The following is an 18,572-nucleotide window of genomic DNA, read 5'->3' on the forward strand; positions in this document are numbered from 1 at the left end:
ACAAAAAGGGCAGCCAGATGGTTGCCCTTTTCGTTTTTACATAACTAAAGTGTTAGCTCTTAAATCTTAGGCTCTTAAATCTTAGGCTCTTAAATCTTAGGCACTTATACCTTAGGGATACCTGTGATGTAACCAACAGCTGCACCGTAACGGTCTTTGTAGTTAGCGCGGATGTATGGATCTAAAGTATCTTTTACTTTTGCGTGTAGTTTGTCATCCCAATCGCCAGCGTGTTGGATGTTACTCATGATGTAAGTCCAGCCGTTGATTTCATCTACTGCGTGTAAGCCAGTTGATTCTGCGCCAGCAGGACAAGACATGATGCGTGATAGTTCGCCGCTGTCTACGTTATAAGCCCAAAGGAAGTTGTTTACGTGGTTGCCACTGTCTTCCCCAATGAACAAAGTGCGAAGTTTTTCAGAGAACTTGATGTTATCAGGGTTTGCAATGCGATCAGCGTGAGCTGTGTTCCCAAGTGCATCAGGCGTTGCTAAGTCTTCTCCAATTAGGTTTGCAGGAGCATGCATGTGAACAGATACCCATTCACTGTCGATTGCTTGGCCGTTGTTGTCTTTTTGACCGCCGGTTAATTTATGTTCATAAACCGCACCTGCTTTAGGACCTTCAACATGAATGTCGTTGCTGCCATCTGTCATGGTTTTGTAGATGTAAGACATAGCTGAATAGGCTTTTTTGTCTTTAATGTTGACAGTGGTGCCTTCCATTTTAGTAAAGCCCAAAGATCCGCCAACTAATGCTGCGTAACGGTGAGTCTCTAGAAAGGCTGCTTCTTTTTCCATACCTGGTTTTAGTTTCACCCAGTTAGATTTTCCGCCGTAGCCAATTTTAGTAAAGCTTGAATCTTTAGGGTCCTTCGTATGAACTTCCATGATGTCAGTCGATTTAATATCGGCATCTACCAAGCGTTGAATCTCATCACTATTAGCTTCACCTAATTTGATCCAAGAGATATCGCCTGCACCTGGGCCTTTACTAGAAATTTGAGTCCATTTAGCCACGTAAAGCTTACCAGAAGAAAGGTCGCGGGCTTTATCTGCAATGAACATAAACAAACCGCTGTTTGTTGCATCGTCACCCATGATAACAGTACGCTCATCAGGCATAACTTGTACAAGCTCGTGAGAAATTCGACCCATACAGTAATGTTTCTTGATAGACCCCGTTCCGTCTTTGTTAACCGTTACTTCAGGCAAATGACCATAGTTGTATGGTTTGCCTTTGTTTTCATCACCAAATAGGTTTTTAGAATAGGCTTTGAATTGTTTGTCATCTGCTTTAAAGGCATCTGGCTCGTATTCTTCACTGGAAAGGTGAGTGCCCCAAGGTGATAGACTCGCACCACAAGTAATCCATAAACCACCAACATTCGATGTATCAACGTTGTGGTATTTAACTAGTTTCAATTCACCAGTTTCTGGATTTTGGTCTAAGGTCAGGATAGCAATAGGAGAAGGTAGCTTGCCGTACATGTCATCGCCAGCACCATCGCGAGTAGCATATTCAAATTGAACGACTGCAAAGACGTGATTACCGTAAACACCAGCAACTTTTGCGTCTTTAACAGTTAATAAGCTAGAGCCATCTGGACAGTCTGAGAAAAATTGGCGATTTCCGGCACTTGGATCAAGTATTGGCTTGTTGTTGATGTCGTAATAACCACCAGCAATCACTGTATTGCCATTACCGTCTGCAACTTTGTCGCCCGTCATGAAGAATGGCTGGTAATCCAGTTTAACCATGCGGCTTGTGCCATCTTCGAACTTCAATTGCATCGCTGAGTTAATAAGATTGGTTGACATGGCTGCAGGGTTGCTTAGTGATGGTGCGGCCATAGGAACAAAGCTAACAGAAGAAAGAGGGGCATCGGTCATTCCAGCAAAAGCAGTAGAGCTAAATACACCACCTGCAAGTGGTAGTAATGGTGCTCCAGCCATAAAGCCGAGCATACGACGGCGATTTGAGTCGACAGAATTAGTCATGGTTTTTTTCCTTGATTCCTACAGGTCGCAACCTGAACTACATGTGTAAAAAGAAAGTGAGAGAACCACTGAGATATGGTTCTTGAAAAAGATTAAATCAGGGTTTGATGAAGTTTCTGTGACAGGTTTAAGTTATTTGGTTGCAAATAGAAAAAATAATTCATGAATGAGAATGCTTTTTATTTCAATTAGTTAAACTCAGAGTAAATGCCCAGCTTGGCTTTTGAATCGAGCTTTCTTGCTATTGAGGATTCGTAACAAGGGCATTGGTTTTATGCGTCTCATGAATTTAATTATCATGAAATGAAGGAATAGGATATGTTTATGATCAAACGTGGGAGTAAATTAAATCATGAATATATCCATTTTAACTTTCGATGGCTTTAATGAGTTGGACTCATTTATAGCGCTTGGTATTTTGAATAGAGTGAAAAATAAAGGCTGGAAGGTATCTATTGCCAGCCCAACTAAACAAGTTAAGTCGATGAATGGTGTTGTGATTGAAAGGCAGGCTTCCCTTGAAAGCTTATCTTCTGCTGATGCTGTCATCGTAGGGAGTGGGATAAAAACAAGAGAAGTGGTAGCTGATGCATCTATTATGGCGCAATTACAACTTGACCCAAGTCGTCAGGTAATTGGGGCTCAATGTTCTGGCGCTTTAGTTTTAGCTAAACTGGGATTATTGGACGATGTTCCTGCTTGTACCGATATAACAACATTGCCATGGGTAAAAGAGGTTGGCGTTGAAGTACTTAATCAAGCTTTTTTTGCAAAAGGAAATGTAGCTACTGCTGGTGGCTGCTTGGCCTCTCATTATCTTGCTGCTTGGGTTATTGCTCGGTTAGACAGCATTGAAGAAGCGAAAAACGCTATCGACTACGTTGCCCCAGTTGGTGAAAATGAAGAGTATGTGAATCGTGTCGTGCATAATATAGCGCCATATTTATAGTGTGCTATAAAGACTAGTGTCAGGTAATTGATCTGAAAAGCACAAAGATAAGGTTAAAATGTGCATCTGTGCTTTGGGTGTTGTTCTTATCTTTGAGCCTCAATAGAATCAAAACTTGCTTCATAATTAACCTCGCTGTTAATTATGAAGCAAGTTTTACCTGATAACTGATTGAGAATGACCATTATGAAGAAAGTTTTTCTAAAAAAGCTGCAGTCTCTTACCGCAATTCTCGTTTTAAATACTGTGCCAGTCAGCTTTGCACAAACTGGCATGGGTTATGATGCGGAAATATCCTCTGCAAGAATCGTATCGGATGAAAGAAGAAGTTCCTCTAAGAATTCCGTTACAGCAAAGGATTCTTTGAAGCAGCTGTATTTTGATAATTCACTGGCATACATTCAAAAGCATACGGAAAAAGCGGCTAGCTTTCAGCATCAAGTAGCTTTGGCGCTGGTGGAGGAAGCGTATCAAGATGACTATGATACTTTATTAGATCAGTATGAACGCGAATTAGAAAATGCTGTTGCCACTGCTGATTCAGATACAATAGAGATTGTAAAAAATAAGGTGGAGAGTCAGTTGCAGGATCTAAAAGATATGCGACGTATGAAAATTGCTGAGTTTAATCAGCAGTTTGGTATTGTTTAAATCCTAGTGTTATTTTGAGTTTACATAGGTAATTAGCGAATCGAAATGTCTTCTTATCAAGTCCCAGTTAATTTTGTCATGATACGTCGGCAATTTGATTTTCGTGGCATTGAGATGGGACGTTGGGTCACGCCAGAAGAAAGGGACCGCGCGGCGGTTAATTTCTATCGAGCGCTAGAAGATCTAATGTCTGTATTACAAGGGCCAGAACTGCTGATATCTTTACGAGGCACTCTTGGTCTTCAATATGGGAAGGGTGGGCGTCCCGGCGTGGCGGCTCATTACGTTCCGGCAACTCGACAATTATCCCTAGCGAAAAATGCAGGCGCAGGCAGCCTCGCACACGAGTGGTTTCATGCTTTTGACCATCACATGGGCGAAAAGATGTTTCAACATGCTTCATCCTCACAATTCGCTTCCGAAAGATGGTTAAATAATTCTCCTATAAAGCTTTCTCATAATAAAACCCCTCATCCACTGAGCTTATTATTGGCTGAATGCTTCAAGACTATCATGCTAAATGAGCAAGGAGATGAGCCCAGCGACCTGTTTAAAGCGTCCCGTAATGCAGACCAAAAACTAAAAATTCTCTATTACGCCAAACCAGAAGAGATGTCAGCAAGAGCCTTCGAAGCCTTCGTTGAAGACACAAAACCTACCAGTACCTTTTTAGTAAAAGGGAGCCGCTATTCTGAAGAAGCTAAAATGGGCCTTTATCCTCAAGGTGAACAGCGGCACCGAGTCAACAAAGCCTTTCATAATTATTTCAGTCTGCTTGGTCATGCCTTAAAGTAAGAGTATTTTCCGCTTTTTTTTTGTCCATTATTCTTTATTGGTTTTCATTTGCGAGCTAACTTAATTAGTTAGAAAATGAGAAATAACCCATAAGCACAGTGTTTTAAATAATACTTCTCATGCGGTAGGGGGAAATTATCACGGACTTAGATGTTAAAAACTTGGTAGGCTTGGTATCACAAAATAGGTTCTATGAATAATAAAAGGTGCGGTTATGGTCCCAGTGCTAAAATCAATAATATCTCGTTTGCGTTTTAAACATTTGCAACTGATTGTTGCCATTGAAGATTATGGATCCTTACACAAAGCGGCAATTTCCATCTCAATTTCTCAACCAGGTGCGACTAAGCTGCTTAACGAGGTTGAGAAATCCATCGGTTTTAAGCTATTTGAGCGTACTGCAAAAGGCATGGTGCCAAATGAAGTGGGGAGCTGTGTGACCAGATATGCCCGAGTGATCTTTAATGATTTATCTCATATGAGAGAAGAAATTGTTGGTATTGCAGAGGGCTCGGGAGGGCATATCTCTGTCGGATGCATCATGGGTGCTGTTCCAATACTAACTAGGGCTATTTATGAGTTACGATGTGACCAGCCGGAATTAACCGTCGAAATATTTGAGAACAATAGTGCGAATTTACTGCATAAAATAGATCAAGGCCGTATTGATTTTGCCGTATGTCGAGTCAGTAGAGGGCAAAATATTTTGCCATACGACAATATTGCTCTAAGTGAGGAACCACTTGCTATCGTTGCGAACATAGCCCACCCACTTTTACAAAATAATTCCGTTAGTTTGGAAGACTTAGCGGATCATCCTTGGGTGCTATACACGTCAAATACCCCTATGCGTCAATCTATTGAGTATGAGATGCAGAAGCTAGGTCTTGATATTGTTAAACACCCTGTAGAGTCATCATCGGCATTTTCGACGATAATGCTTCTTCAGTACGATGTTAATCTTTTAGCAGTTCTTCCGTTAGATGTAGCTGAGTTCTTTGTCAGTAAAAACCTTATATCTTTGTTAGATATAAAAATAACCTCGTTGATGAGTAAAATTGGAATTGTAAAGCGTAAAGATTCGAATCTTACTTCAACCGCCCATCTCCTAATATCAAAGCTATATGATGATGTAGGTTTGGTTTACGATCAAAATGAATGGCATCGATAAAGCCTACCTGATTTTCGAAAATAATTTTTTGGGTGAAGAGGCAGTGCATTCAAAAGGGCCGATATGGAAGTCGGTCTAACATCTTGATCAAAAGATTCTTCAATCATTTCTTTATACTTAAGGGGAGAGTTCATTCTTCCCAAATTTTGGTCGATTAGCAGATTAAAGCGAGGTCGACGTCCTTTCACGTCATTACCTATCAGTTGGTTATACAACAAGTATTTTGGCTTATTTTTACCTGAACATCTTCTGTTTGTAGTGCCTTTAGTGAGTATTTTGATGAATCACTTGTCACCGTGAGTCGGCTTAGTAATGGACGCCATGCTTGCTTTTGTAAGGCGTGATGAGGTTTGTTTTGATGGCCTCTTGAACCTAACAGCACTATGCCATCAGGCGATAACTATTGGTTATATTGGAATCATGAATCTTCATTATAAAAAATAATCCTATAGTGCAACAATGCTAGCTAAAGGAGAAAAGCCCCATCATTTATCTTTTTATCCATAGTATTGATGGGCAGCTAGCGCTTTAAAATAGATCAATTTAATAGGGCTTCCTTTATCAGAATTAATTAATTTCTATCAATAAGACAAAAGAGGTTCTTATGTCTAAAATAAATATAATAAATAAATTATGTGCGGTTACTTTTGCTGGTCTTCTACTTTCTTCAAGTGCTATTGCTGCAGATTTTAATATTAAAATATCGCATTCTTCTCCTGCGACTAACGATAGATTAGAAAAATCTTTGGCTATATTTAAAAAGAATGTAGAGGAGAGAACCGATGGTCATATTTCTATTTCTACTTATCCAGCTAGCCAACTAGGCGGGGAACGAGAACAGCTTGAAGGTGTTCAGTTTGGCTCTATTGAAATGGCAGTATTGGCGGGGCCAATTCCTAATATCTACCCTGATGCTATGGTTTTTGATTTGCCATATCTGTTTAAGAACAGAGAAGTGGCATACAAGGTCATGGATGGTGAATTTGGAGAAAAAATACTAAATGGTATGTTAGAAAAAACTGGGATCCGCGCATTAGCATGGGGTGAAAATGGTTTTCGAAATTTTGTAAACAATGTTCGCCCTATTAAGACACCAGCAGATTTATCGGGGCTAAAAATCAGAACGATGGAAAATCAAGCACACATTGCAATGGTCGACTCCTTTGGCGCAACGGCAACTCCGATGGCCTTTAGTGAGCTGTATTCATCTCTTCAACAAGGTGTGATTGATGGTATGGAAAATCCGATTTCCCTCATCGAAAGTATGCGCTTTTATGAAGTTCAGAAATATCTTACGCTAGATGGTCATGTCTATAACCCCTTTACTTTCATTGTAAATAACAACTTTTTTGAACGCCTTCCTGTTAAATATCAAACAATCATTCAGGAGGAAGCTAAGAACTGGAGTTCTGTTGAACGAGAGCTGAATACCGAGCAAGAAAACAGTGGTATTGAAGAACTTAAGAAACAAGGCATGCAAGTTGTTTATTTAAGTGATGAAGTCAAAGGCGAATTTCGCGAAACTACAAAACCTGTCTACGATACTTACCGAAAAAAATTGGGTGATAAGCTAATTAATGAATTGATGGACGCGGTTTCTAAGGCTGAAGCCAGCCAATAATAACTATTTTTATAAAATAGTTATTTCAAGTAATAGTTATTTTACTTAAACCTAAAAATTTAAAGGTCTTGCTGCATCGTATTTGATGCAGTGAGACTCGATTAAATGAAATTTTGGTTTATAGGATTTACTATTATTAGAAATGTTAAATTGGTTTATGTTGGTAAGTAAAAGGCTGATTAGTATGTCATTTTATAAAACGTTGAAGTCGTTTGATTCTATTTTAAGTAATATTGAAGAATGGATTGTATACATTCTTCTTGCAGGGATGCTAACCGTTGTTTTTTTAGGGGTTATTAATCGTTCTTTTATTCATATGTCTATTCCATGGTCTGAAGAGCTAGCACGCTATTTTATGATATGGGGCGTATTTATCGGTGCTAGTCTTGGGCTAAAACGTTCTGTACATATATCAGTCGATGCTCTAATTCATATTATCCCAAAATTTTTGCAACAGATAGTGACACTATTTGGAAATATGGTTGGCTTTATATTTTGTGCTTGGTTTTTCTATATAGGTGCAGAATTTATTGATCGAATGATGAATATGGGCCCACTTTCGCCAGCACTTAGAATGCCTATGTATATTGCTTACGCTGCGGTTCCATGTGGTTTTGCCTTGATGTCTATACGCTATCTTATGAGCTGTCTCTATTTTATCTGTGAGCATAAAAGAAAAAATATAGAAGAAGCCACAGAGAATAATAAAGCCGTCTTTAATGGGAGTGAATCTAAATGACTTCTGCTATGTTTCTAAGCATGCTTGTTTTAGTGGCCTTCAATATACCGCTTGCACTTAGTATTGCTTTTGCCTGTATTGTTGCGTTTGTATTTTTTGCTGATATGCCTACATTCGTAACGGTTCAGCGTATGTTTACAGGCATTGATTCTTTTCCTTTGATGTCGATCCCATTTTTTCTTTTAGCCGGAAAAATTATGGAGAAGGGCGGTGTATCCATTCGATTGGTTAATTTAGGGGCGAGCATTGTCGGCTCCACGCCGGGTGGATTGGCTATTATAGCACTGCTAGCAAGCATGTTTTTCGCTTCTATCTCAGGTTCTGCCCCAGCAACTGTTGTAGCTATTGGTAGTATAATGGTTCCTGCGATGATAAAGGCAGGTTATGACAAAGGTTTCTCCGTTGCGCTTATGGCTGTTGGCGGCACAATCGGGATTATTATCCCACCCAGCATACCATTTGTTGTTTACGGTATATCTGCCAATGTCAGTATAGGTGATCTTTTTATCGCTGGTATTGTGCCTGGATTGATTGTTGGTTTTTCACTGATAATTTATTCGTACTATTACTCTAAATCCCGTGGCTTTAGAGGAAGTGAGCCGACTAGTTTTGCTAACTTTATATCTTGCCTAAAAAAATCACTGTTTGGCCTGGCTATGCCTGTGATTATTCTTGGAGGAATCTACAGTGGCTTTTTTACTCCTACAGAGTCTGGTGCTATAGCCTGTGTATACGGTTTAGTTATATCTGTTTTTATCTACAAAGAACTTAGTTTTTCAGATTTAAAAGAAGTATTTGTTTCTTCGGGTCTAACGTCTTCAATGGTATTACTCATTATTGGCGCTGCTAATATAATGGGATGGATATTAACAACTGAACAATTTCCACAGCAGGTATCTAATTGGATATCTAGTGTAGGGGCAGACAAAATATGGCTTCTACTTGCAATTAATGCGGTACTTCTTTTAATTGGAACTTTCTTGGAGCTAAACGCTGCAATTATTCTACTCGTACCAATATTTTTACCAATTCTTATCAACGAAGATGTAAACCTAATTCATTTTGGCATCATTATGATTACTAACCTTGCAATTGGGCTTCTTACCCCTCCGCTTGGTGTAAATCTATTTGTTGCTAAAAGTCTGAGTGATACATCATTTTCGCTTGTTGTAAGAAAAGTATTTCCATTGCTTTTAGTAATGATTGTTGACCTGCTCTTATTCACTTTCCTTCCAGATATATCACTGTTTTTTATTAGTTAATAAATAACCTATTTAATTTCATAATTTTTTACTAGGGGGTATTTTTGCCCCCTCAAGGGGATGCTATGCAAAATTTTAACTTCTTTTTTCCTACTACACTTAAATCTGGCTATGGATTAGCCAAACAGGCGGGTGAATTACTAAAGCCGTATGTTGAAAAAAAACTCCTAGTTGTTACAGATAAAGGCCTCGTGGATTCAGGTGCTTTAACTGGCTTTTTCACTTCTTTAGATCAGGCTGGTCTGAAGTACGATATCTATCAGGATGTTCAACCAAATCCATCCAGTACTGTGATTGATGATGCTGTTGCGTTCCTCAAAAATTCTGAGTGCGATGCGATTATAGGTATTGGCGGTGGTAGTAGTATTGATGCTGCCAAAGCGGTTGCGGCTATGGCAACTAATCCTGGAAGTATCTTGGATTATGAAGGATACGATCGATTAATTAATGATCCGATGCCGCTATTCGCAATCCCTACTACGTCTGGAACAGGTAGCGAATGTACTGCTTCAACTGTAGTGACGAACCCTAAAAATAGCTTTAAAACTGCTATTATTAGTCCACGCTTATTTCCAAAATTAGCTATTTTAGACGCTGAGCTGACTATGAAGTTACCTCCAGCTATTACTGCGTCAACAGGGATGGATGCTCTAACTCATGCAATTGAGTCATATGTTTCTAAGCTAGCTAATCCAATTAGCCGAGCATTAGCAATTGAAGCGATCAAGATGATCACTCAGAACATTAAGAAAGCCTACTTTGTGGGTTCTGATGTTGCAGCGCGTGAAAATATGCTGGTTGCCTCTTTCTTGGCTGGGGTGGCATTTTCTCTCTCTAAGCTCGGTAATGTTCATGCTATATCGCATACTTTTGGTGGTATTTTTAATGTACCACATGGTGTAGCTAACGCAGCATTGTTGCCGTATGTCCTTAAATTCAATATGGATGCTTGCCCTGATCTTTTTAAAGAGATTGCCGTTGCCATGGGTGAAAATGTAGATGGGTTGGATGATTATAGTGCTGGTAGCAAAGCAATTGAGGCTGTCGTAAAGCTTAATGCTGCTATTAATATACCTGCCAATGTTCAAGAGTTAGGAGTGACACTTGATAAGCTTCCACAAATGGTTGAAGACTCTATGAGAAGTGGCAACGTATTAGTTAACCCTCGCTTAACTAAAGCTTCCGATATTAAACAAATCATTACAGATGCCTACCATGGACATCTTGCTTAATACCATTGGCTGATATTTGTGACTATTTATAAGGAGGCTATATGTCTTTAACCGGTGAAATGTTAATTGGCCAGCAGCGTGTTGGTGGCTCTGGTGATCCTATTTATGCTGTCAATCCTGCTACTGGTGAGCAGCTTGATCCTGTATATCTAGGCGGGAGCTCACTAGAAGTTGAACGTTCAGCGCAGCTCGCTTGGGATGCGTTCGACCAATATCGAGAAACTACGCTGGAAGAGCGAGCCAGCTTTCTAGATGCCATTGCTAGTGAAATAGAAGGTATTGGCGATGAGCTAGTTAAACGTGTGATGGATGAGACTGGGCTGCCTCAAGCTCGAGTTGAAGGTGAGCGAGCACGAACCTGTATGCAACTTCGTTTGTTTGCAAAAGTTGTGCGCAGTGGTGACTGGCTTGATGTGCGTATTGAGCCAGCATTACCGGATCGTCAGCCTATGTCGCGTGTGGATATGCGTTTACGTCAAATACCATTGGGGCCAGTGGTTGTTTTCGGTGCTAGTAATTTTCCGTTAGCATTCTCTGTTGCTGGTGGTGACACTGCTTCGGCATTAGCTGCTGGTTGCCCTGTAATAATTAAGGCTCATTCAGCTCATCCTGGGACTTCAGAACTCGTTGGTCGCGCTGTTCAAAAAGCAGTAGCAAAATGCGGTATGCCTGAAGGTGTGTTTTCTGTACTTTTCGGGTCAGGTCGTGAAGTTGGTGCAAAACTTGTCGCTGATCGTCGTATTAAAGCAATTGGTTTTACAGGGTCTTTCAGTGGTGGAACGGCTCTTATGCATATAGCTCAGCACCGTAAGGAGCCGATACCTGTATTTGCCGAGATGAGTTCAAGCAACCCGGTCTTTTTACTTCAAGGAGCATTGAAGCATCGTGGGGAGGATCTAGCCGAAGCATTTGTGAATACTCTCAATACTTGCGCTGGTCAGTATTGTACTAGTCCTGGATTGTTGATTGCTGAAAAAGGTTTAGCTCTGGACGCTTTTGTGGCATCTGCATCTGCGGCTGTCAATCGGGCTACAACTAATACTATGCTTACTCCTGGTATCTACGAGGCCTATGAGCATGGTGTGTCGGCGCTTTGTAACAATCCAAGCGTGCGGATGAACGCCCAAGCTGAGGCGTCAGATAAGCCTAACCAATGCAGGGCTACGTTATTCTCGGTGGCTGCTGAAGACTTCATTAATGACGAGTCATTGCATGAGGAGGTTTTTGGATCGGCTGCATTGATAGTTGAATGCAACGATTTGGCTGAAATGGCTCAGGTGGCGGAACGTTTAGAGGGGCAGCTGACAGCGACACTTCAACTTGATGACATAGATTTCGAAACGGCTCGACGTCTGATACCTATACTAGAGCGCAAAGCTGGTAGGTTACTGATTAATGGTTGGCCTCCAGGTCTTGAGGTCGGTCATGCGACAGTACACGGTGGTCCTTTTCCTTCGACTTCAGATAGTCGGACAACGTCTGTTGGTAGTGCTGCTATCGCCCGTTTTTTGAGACCTGTATGCTATCAAACCATTCCAGATAGCCTGCTGCCAGAAGCATTAAAAGAGGCTAATCCGCTAGAGCTTAAACGACTTTACGATGGTAAATGGGATTGTTAATCTGAATTTGACAGGGGTGGATATTCCACCCCTTGCTTTGTTTGGAGGTGAACTGGCGTCCTTTTTAACCTGCCACCTGTAAGCAATTATTTATTTGCAAATACAGTTACGACCTTTGTTCTTAGCCTGATACATTAAATTATCAGCACGTTTTAATAGCTCACCTTGGTTGTCATTGGGCGTGCTTTGAGCTACGCCGGCACTAAATGTAACAGGTCCATGTATTAAGGGAGTTTTGCTGAATGTCTCTGCAGCTTGGCTGATTATTTGGTAGGAGTCATCAGCTGACAAGGGAAGCAGAAGGACAAACTCTTCTCCGCCAAGTCTTATAGCGAAACCTTTATTGTTTATAGCAACATCCTTTAATAGAGATGAAAACGTTCGCAAGATATCATCCCCATAGTTGTGTCCCCATTGATCATTTTGTTTTTTAAAATGATCTAAATCCAATAAAGCCAAGCTGAAAATTCGGCCTTGTGTTTTCCATAATGAATATTGCTTATCTAATATTCTGCGATTATATAGGTCAGTAAGTGAGTCTTTTTCTGATAAGTTGCGCAGTTTCTTAGATAGCTGTTCTGCTTTATTTCTTTCTAATTTGAATCTGGTGGATAAGCTTTCCATCATGACGATCAAAAAAAGACCAATAATGATAAAGGTAATTGTTAGATCAATCTGCTTCTGTGTTTCTGTAGCATATTGAAAAATAACATCGGGGTATTCCTTTTCAAATAAAATTAATGGGATAGGAATGATGATGCAAAAAAATTGCCCGAGGCGACGATAAATCCCTAGGTCTTTGAATGACACAGATATGTAAATAAGTAAACCAAGATCAACAAAATAGGTAGGGCCATTTGATCCTCCGTTGCCAATCCAATTTGCAGGTATTGATACCAATATAATGATAGTAATAAATGCAATTCTCATTTTTTTGAATTGGTTTCGCCAGCGAGATAGATACCAAATGACAAAAATTAAAAGGGCTAAAACAAGCTGGAAGTAGATGCTGTATATGCCTGCTAGTTCAAGGTAGTAGTTCGCTATAGCTGCGTAGATGTATAGAACCGTGCCTACTAGCAATATAGCGTGGTGTGTGTACTCAAATGGATTGTCTTTATTCCCAAGTAACCATTCTAATACTTTCTTCAAATAGCATTTGTACATTTTACTTTCTCAAAACATAGTATGTTTATTGTAAATAAAATATAGGTGGCGTTCGATAGAAGAATTGAAACGAAAGGTGTCTGTTCGTGACTTTTGTACTAAAACGGTTACATGAGCGTTTAATAGTTTGACGTTTTAACTATTTAGAAAGTGTATGTGTGTTTATAGGGCTAAATGTCAAAATCAATAAACCGAAAAAAGCAATAGTAGCACCTACCCAAATGGTTATTGTTAGCTGGTAGCCGAATGATAATGCTATTCCAGCAGTAAAGCTGCCAAACATGATACCTAAGGTTATCATTGACGCATGTAGCGTGTTGATAAATGCACGACCGCCTTGAGGCAACTCCATTAATCTACTGACCATGGCAGGGTTTAGGCTTACGCCACATAATCCGAGCAGTAAAGTGCAGGTTATTGCTAGCCAATGATAATCATTAAAAAGGGCAAATATACACAGATTGACAATTAGAAAACTGATGCCTATTACGAGCGTTCTTTTTGTATTTTTAGCTGCCATTTTAGCAACCAAATTGTTTCCGATGAGCATAATGCCACCGTATGCAAAGAGAATTAATGTGATGCTGTTTTGAGATATTCCAGATGTTTCATTGAGAATAGGGACTATATAGCTAAACGGAGCGTATACGGCACCAATGATACAGAAACTGGTACAAAACACCCACCAAAGCCGAGTATCAAAAATAGCGCCTAATTCTTTTCTAAGGGGTTGTGGTGGTTCGGGCGAAAGATCGGGTAGGGTCAAGTATGTCAATAAAGCACTGATACTTGCCAGACCAACAACAAGGAAAAAACTGGTTTGCCAGTTGCTGTATTCAGACACTACTTTAGCCAGCGGCAAGCCTATGATGGTGCCAAGCATAATACCTGCTAATACCGTTGATATGGCTTTAAGTTTGCTATCTGAATTGACAAGTCGAGCTGATAAGCCAATAGAAACGCCAAAAAATGCACCTGAAACCATGCCTGTTATAGACCGAGCGATGACTAGTTGGCTAAAAGTATTCGAAAAACCGCCAAGTAGTTCACCTAAAATAAAGATGATGTAGAGCATCATCAAGGTTTTTTTAACGGCTAGTCTAGAAACTAATATCGCCAATATGGGGCCACCAATGGCCATACTAGCAGCAAAAATAGAAACTAAATATCCTGCCTGAGCGATGCTGATCGTCAACGCTGCTGCTAATTGTTCCATCATGCCTAATACTTGTAGTTCGCAACTGATCATAATGAAAATGCCAAAACTCAGCATATAAACACTAATGGGTAGTGGTGTTCGCATTTCTTTCTCCAACATAGTTTTAAGTTGTGAGATTATCTTTAATGATTTAAGTTTGATAAATGCAATTAAATCATTTGAGTAATGAATAAAATCATGGAATACGATCTTAATGCTGTAAGGCAATTTATTAAAGTGGCTGAAAATCTGAGTTTTACTGTTGCCGCTCAACAATTAGATGTGACTCAATCTGGTATCTCTAGAGCAGTCAATCGATTGGAATCCCAGTTAGGTCTTCGCCTATTGCACCGTAATACGCGTAATTTAAAGTTAACAGTAGATGGCGAGTTATTTTTAAAACGTGTTAAGCCGTTAGTTGGCGGCCTTGAAGAGGCGCATCAAGAGTTACTGGAATATGGGCTTGAACCTAAAGGCAGTTTGAAGATTAGCGCACCATCAGCATTTGGCCGGGTTGTTGTTATGCCTATTGTCGCTAAATTATTGGATGAGTACCCACAGCTCACCATAGAGTTGGTATTAACTGATCGAGTGGTTGATCTGGTAGGCGAAGGGTTTGATGCTGTCATTCGTAGCGGAAATATTCAGGATAGCCGAGTGATTGCGCGGCCTCTTAAGGCAGCTAATTGGGTGACGGTTGCATCACCAAAATATCTTGAATCTTATGGCTCCCCAAAGGCGTTAGAGGAATTGGCTACACATAATTGCATGCAAGTTAGAAATCCAGCTACTGGGCAATTATTTCCTTGGACATTTCGGAATAATGAGAAAGATGCTGACTTTCCCATTAGAGGAAGCTTAGTTGTTGATCATGGAGATCCTTTAGTAGAAGCCGCGTTATTGAGTATTGGTATGGCACAATTGATGACTTTTTTCGTAGAGGATTATTTGAAAGACGGGTTGTTGACGCCCGTTTTAAATGAATATGCTCGATCATCGACGCCTTTAACACTTCTCTATCCATCCGCTCGACATCGATCAGCCAAGTTAATGATGTTTCGTGATGCGCTGCTTGAGCAGTGGGGTGGTCGTGAGTGTGAGTAAATAAAAATGAATTTATATGATAAATATGATCATAAAAATGAGATATTTATCTTTTAGTTTGAAGTTCCCCTTATTTGTTTTTGATGCTGCTTTATGCGGAACTAAAAAAGGCGAATCATTGCTGATTCGCCTTTTTCGTTTCTAGTGCTTTTTAGGGGCTTCGAAGATTAGCCTTCGTAGCTGTCTATTGGTGGGCATTCGCAGAATAGGTTGCGGTCACCGTAGACGTTGTCGATACGGCCAACTGGTGGCCAGTATTTGCGTGCTTTGATCCAAGTAAGTGGATAAGCGGCTTCTTTGCGTGAGTACGCATGCGTCCATTCCATATCTAGAAGACTGTCTGCTGTGTGTGGTGCATTAACTAGCGGGTTATCTTCTATTGGCCATTCGCCAGCTTGCACTTTGCTGATCTCTTTGCGAATCTGAATCATGGAATCGCAGAAGCGATCTAGCTCTTCAAGATTTTCCGATTCTGTTGGCTCGATCATTAATGTACCAGCAACAGGGAAGGACATGGTTGGTGCGTGGAAACCAAAGTCCATCAAGCGTTTAGCGATGTCTTCTTCACTGATGCCTGACTCTGCTTTTAGTGGACGAATGTCGATAATACACTCGTGTGCCACAGTACCGTTTTTGCCAGTGTAAAGAACAGGGTAATGCTCGCCTAAGCGTTTAGCGATGTAGTTAGCGTTCAAAATGGCGTTGAAGGTTGCATCGCGCAAGCCTTTGTCCCCCATCATTTTAATGTACATCCAAGTGATCACAAGGATGCTTGCACTGCCGTACGGTGCTGCAGATACTGCGCCGTGTTGCTCAAGCATGCCCATAACTGGCGCAACAGCGTGACCCGGTAGGAAAGGTGCAAGGTGAGATTTAACACCAATTGGACCCATGCCAGGACCGCCACCACCATGTGGGATGCAGAATGTTTTGTGTAGGTTAAGGTGAGAAACATCACCACCGAATGTGCCTGGAGGCGCAACACCAACAAGTGCGTTTAAGTTCGCGCCATCAATGTACACTTGGCCGCCGAATTTATGAACGATGTCACAGACTTCACGAATGTGTTCTTCGAATACACCGTGAGTAGATGGATAAGTCGCCATGATGCAGCTAAGTTGTGCTGCATGCTTCTCTGCTTTTTCAGCAAGATCTACCAAATCAATGTTGCCGTTTTCGTCACATTTAACAATCACAACTTTCATGCCTGCTAATGCGGCAGAAGCTGGGTTTGTGCCGTGAGCAGAGCTTGGGATCAAGCATATGTCACGGTCATGATCGCCACGAGATTTGTGATATTTATCGATAGCGATAAGGCCCGCATATTCGCCTTGTGCACCAGAGTTAGGTTGCAGAGAAACCGTATCGTAGCCAGTTGCTTTAGAAAGCATATCGACAAGTTCTTGCAGTAATGCGTGATAGCCAGCAACTTGATTACTTGGTGCAAACGGGTGGATACGACCGAATTCTGCCCAAGTAACTGGGATCATTTCAGAGGCAGCGTTTAGCTTCATAGTACAAGAACCAAGCGGGATCATGCTTTGGTTTAGTGCGATATCTTTCACTTCCAATTGGTGCATGTAGCGCATCAATTCGGTTTCGCTGTGATGGCTGTTAAACACTGGGTGAGTCAGGATGGCATCTTGACGTAGCATCGAAGCATCAAAACCGTATGCTGTTTCAGTGTTAGCAATGTTTTCTAACGATAGTTCTGCACCGAAACATTCAGCCAAATCGATAAGATCATTTGGCGTGATGGTTTCGTTTAGTGCGACAGATATTTGGCCTTCAGACACTTTGTAGAAGTTCATTAACTTCGCAGCGCCTTTTGCCATGATACTGTCTGTTTGATCGCCAGTGTTGACGATAACGGTATCAAAGTAACTAGCATTGGCAGTGAAGTTTTGCTTTTTAATGGCGTTAGCAAAGCAATTCGTCAATGCGGCAATTCGATTAGCGATTTTCTTAAGGCCAACAGGGCCGTGATAAACTGCATAAAAGCCAGCCATCATGGCAAGCAATGCTTGAGCGGTACAAATGTTTGAAGTCGCTTTTTCACGGCGAATGTGTTGCTCGCGGGTCTGCATTGCCATGCGAAGTGCTGGTTTACCATGGCTATCTTTAGATACGCCGATAACGCGACCTGGCATAGAACGTTTAAATGCGTCTTTCGTTGCTAGGAAAGCAGCGTGAGGCCCACCAAAGCCCATCGGCACACCAAAGCGTTGTGCAGAACCGAATACAATGTCAGCGCCCATTTCACCAGGAGATTTCAATAGAACAAGAGAAAGTAGATCTACAGCGATACTGACAAGAGTATCTTGTTCATGTGCATGTGCAATAATAGAACTCAAATCAGTAACAGTGCCGTCAATGCCTGGGTATTGGAAGATGGCGCCAAAGACATCATGTTGTGCAAAGTTAGCGATATCATCAACAATGACTTCTATGTCTAGTAGCTCGGCACGGGTTTTAACAACGTCAATTGTTTGTGGCAAGCAGTGACTCGCAACGAATAGCTTGTCACTTTTCTTGCGGTTTGAGCGTTTCATTAGTGTCATGGCTTCGGCAGCAGCCGTTGCTTCATCTAACAAAGAAGCGTTAGATATTTCCATGCCAGTTAGGTCGATGATGACTTGTTGAAAGTTTAATAGCGCTTCCAAACGACCTTGAGAAATCTCTGGTTGGTAAGGTGTGTACGCGGTATACCAACCTGGATTTTCGAGTAAATTGCGCAAAATAGGGGATGGCACATGTGTGTCGTGATAACCCATGCCGATAAAAGAGCGTGCCACTTTGTTTTGACTGGCGATGGCTTTTAACTGCACAAGTGCTTCGCTTTCGCTAACAGGTTTAGCTGAAAGGTCTAGATTTGCTTGACGAATGGCTTCTGGAACCGTTTTTTCGATTAGTTCTGGAAGGCTTTTTATGCCGATTGTTGCTAGCATTTTGGCTTGTTCTGATTCATCAGGGCCAATGTGGCGAGCAATAAATTCATCGTTATTTAACAAATCGCGGATGCACGAGGTCATGGTTTAATCACCTATTAAGATAAAATCTGGGA

The 18,572-nt window shown here is 41.0% G+C and carries 14 protein-coding genes; 10 read left to right on the top strand and 4 right to left on the bottom strand.

Features of this window, described 5'->3' with window-relative positions:
- Positions 1-104: 104 nt before the first annotated feature.
- The gene (locus tag CCS02_RS19880) at positions 105-2,000 is read right to left on the bottom strand and encodes a PhoX family protein (protein WP_100637502.1); all 1,896 of its coding nucleotides are present in this window, start codon (positions 1,998-2,000) and stop codon (positions 105-107) included.
- A gap of 352 nt (positions 2,001-2,352) precedes the next feature.
- Here CCS02_RS19880 and CCS02_RS19885 point away from each other — a divergent pair, with 352 nt between their 5' ends.
- From CCS02_RS19885 to CCS02_RS19925, 9 genes are all read left to right on the top strand, one after another.
- The gene (locus tag CCS02_RS19885) at positions 2,353-2,949 is read left to right on the top strand and encodes a DJ-1/PfpI family protein (protein ID WP_100637503.1); all 597 of its coding nucleotides are present in this window, start codon (positions 2,353-2,355) and stop codon (positions 2,947-2,949) included.
- Between the two features lie 186 nt (positions 2,950-3,135).
- Positions 3,136-3,600 carry a hypothetical protein gene (locus CCS02_RS19890; RefSeq protein WP_100185881.1) on the top strand — a complete coding sequence of 155 codons (465 nt, stop codon included), beginning with the start codon at positions 3,136-3,138 and terminating at the stop codon, positions 3,598-3,600.
- A 45-nt stretch (positions 3,601-3,645) separates the two neighbouring features.
- Positions 3,646-4,395 carry a CLCA_X family protein gene (locus tag CCS02_RS19895; protein ID WP_100637504.1) on the top strand — a complete coding sequence of 250 codons (750 nt, stop codon included), beginning with the start codon at positions 3,646-3,648 and terminating at the stop codon, positions 4,393-4,395.
- 214 nt (positions 4,396-4,609) lie between these two features.
- Positions 4,610-5,566, top strand: coding sequence for a LysR family transcriptional regulator (locus CCS02_RS19900; RefSeq protein WP_072841686.1), 957 nt, complete (start codon positions 4,610-4,612; stop codon positions 5,564-5,566).
- Positions 5,567-6,170: 604 nt separating this feature from the next.
- Entirely contained in the window at positions 6,171-7,187 is a 1,017-nt protein-coding gene (locus tag CCS02_RS19905) for a TRAP transporter substrate-binding protein (RefSeq protein ID WP_100637505.1), read from the top strand.
- Between the two features lie 184 nt (positions 7,188-7,371).
- Positions 7,372-7,926, top strand: a complete 555-nt coding sequence (locus CCS02_RS19910; protein WP_157808015.1) for a TRAP transporter small permease — start codon at positions 7,372-7,374, stop codon at positions 7,924-7,926.
- Positions 7,923-9,188 (top strand): TRAP transporter large permease, encoded by a 1,266-nt coding sequence (locus CCS02_RS19915; protein ID WP_072841678.1) that lies wholly within the window; start codon positions 7,923-7,925, stop codon positions 9,186-9,188. The genes CCS02_RS19910 and CCS02_RS19915 overlap by 4 nt, the downstream gene beginning before the upstream one ends.
- Before the next feature lie 65 nt (positions 9,189-9,253).
- On the top strand, positions 9,254-10,420 hold the full coding sequence (locus tag CCS02_RS19920) for an iron-containing alcohol dehydrogenase (protein ID WP_100637507.1): 1,167 nt from the start codon (positions 9,254-9,256) through the stop codon (positions 10,418-10,420).
- A 41-nt stretch (positions 10,421-10,461) separates the two neighbouring features.
- A complete protein-coding gene (locus CCS02_RS19925; protein WP_100637508.1) occupies positions 10,462-12,039 on the top strand; it encodes an aldehyde dehydrogenase (NADP(+)) in 1,578 nt (525 codons plus the stop codon).
- A 90-nt stretch (positions 12,040-12,129) separates the two neighbouring features.
- On the opposite strand, the gene CCS02_RS19930 is transcribed toward CCS02_RS19925, so the two are convergent.
- On the bottom strand, positions 12,130-13,206 hold the full coding sequence (locus CCS02_RS19930; RefSeq protein WP_100637509.1) for a GGDEF domain-containing protein: 1,077 nt from the start codon (positions 13,204-13,206) through the stop codon (positions 12,130-12,132).
- 139 nt (positions 13,207-13,345) lie between these two features.
- Entirely contained in the window at positions 13,346-14,509 is a 1,164-nt protein-coding gene (locus CCS02_RS19935; protein WP_100185874.1) for an MFS transporter, read from the bottom strand.
- Positions 14,510-14,602: 93 nt separating this feature from the next.
- Here CCS02_RS19935 and CCS02_RS19940 point away from each other — a divergent pair, with 93 nt between their 5' ends.
- On the top strand, positions 14,603-15,508 hold the full coding sequence (locus tag CCS02_RS19940) for a LysR family transcriptional regulator (RefSeq protein WP_232728925.1): 906 nt from the start codon (positions 14,603-14,605) through the stop codon (positions 15,506-15,508).
- Between the two features lie 167 nt (positions 15,509-15,675).
- Here the strand turns inward: CCS02_RS19940 and gcvP are convergent, their stop codons facing one another.
- Positions 15,676-18,540, bottom strand: a complete 2,865-nt coding sequence (gcvP, locus tag CCS02_RS19945; protein ID WP_100637511.1) for an aminomethyl-transferring glycine dehydrogenase — start codon at positions 18,538-18,540, stop codon at positions 15,676-15,678.
- Positions 18,541-18,572: the final 32 nt, after the last annotated feature.

This window comes from Marinomonas sp. ef1, from assembly GCF_002806845.1.
In the GTDB taxonomy this organism is placed as follows: domain Bacteria; phylum Pseudomonadota; class Gammaproteobacteria; order Pseudomonadales; family Marinomonadaceae; genus Marinomonas; species Marinomonas polaris.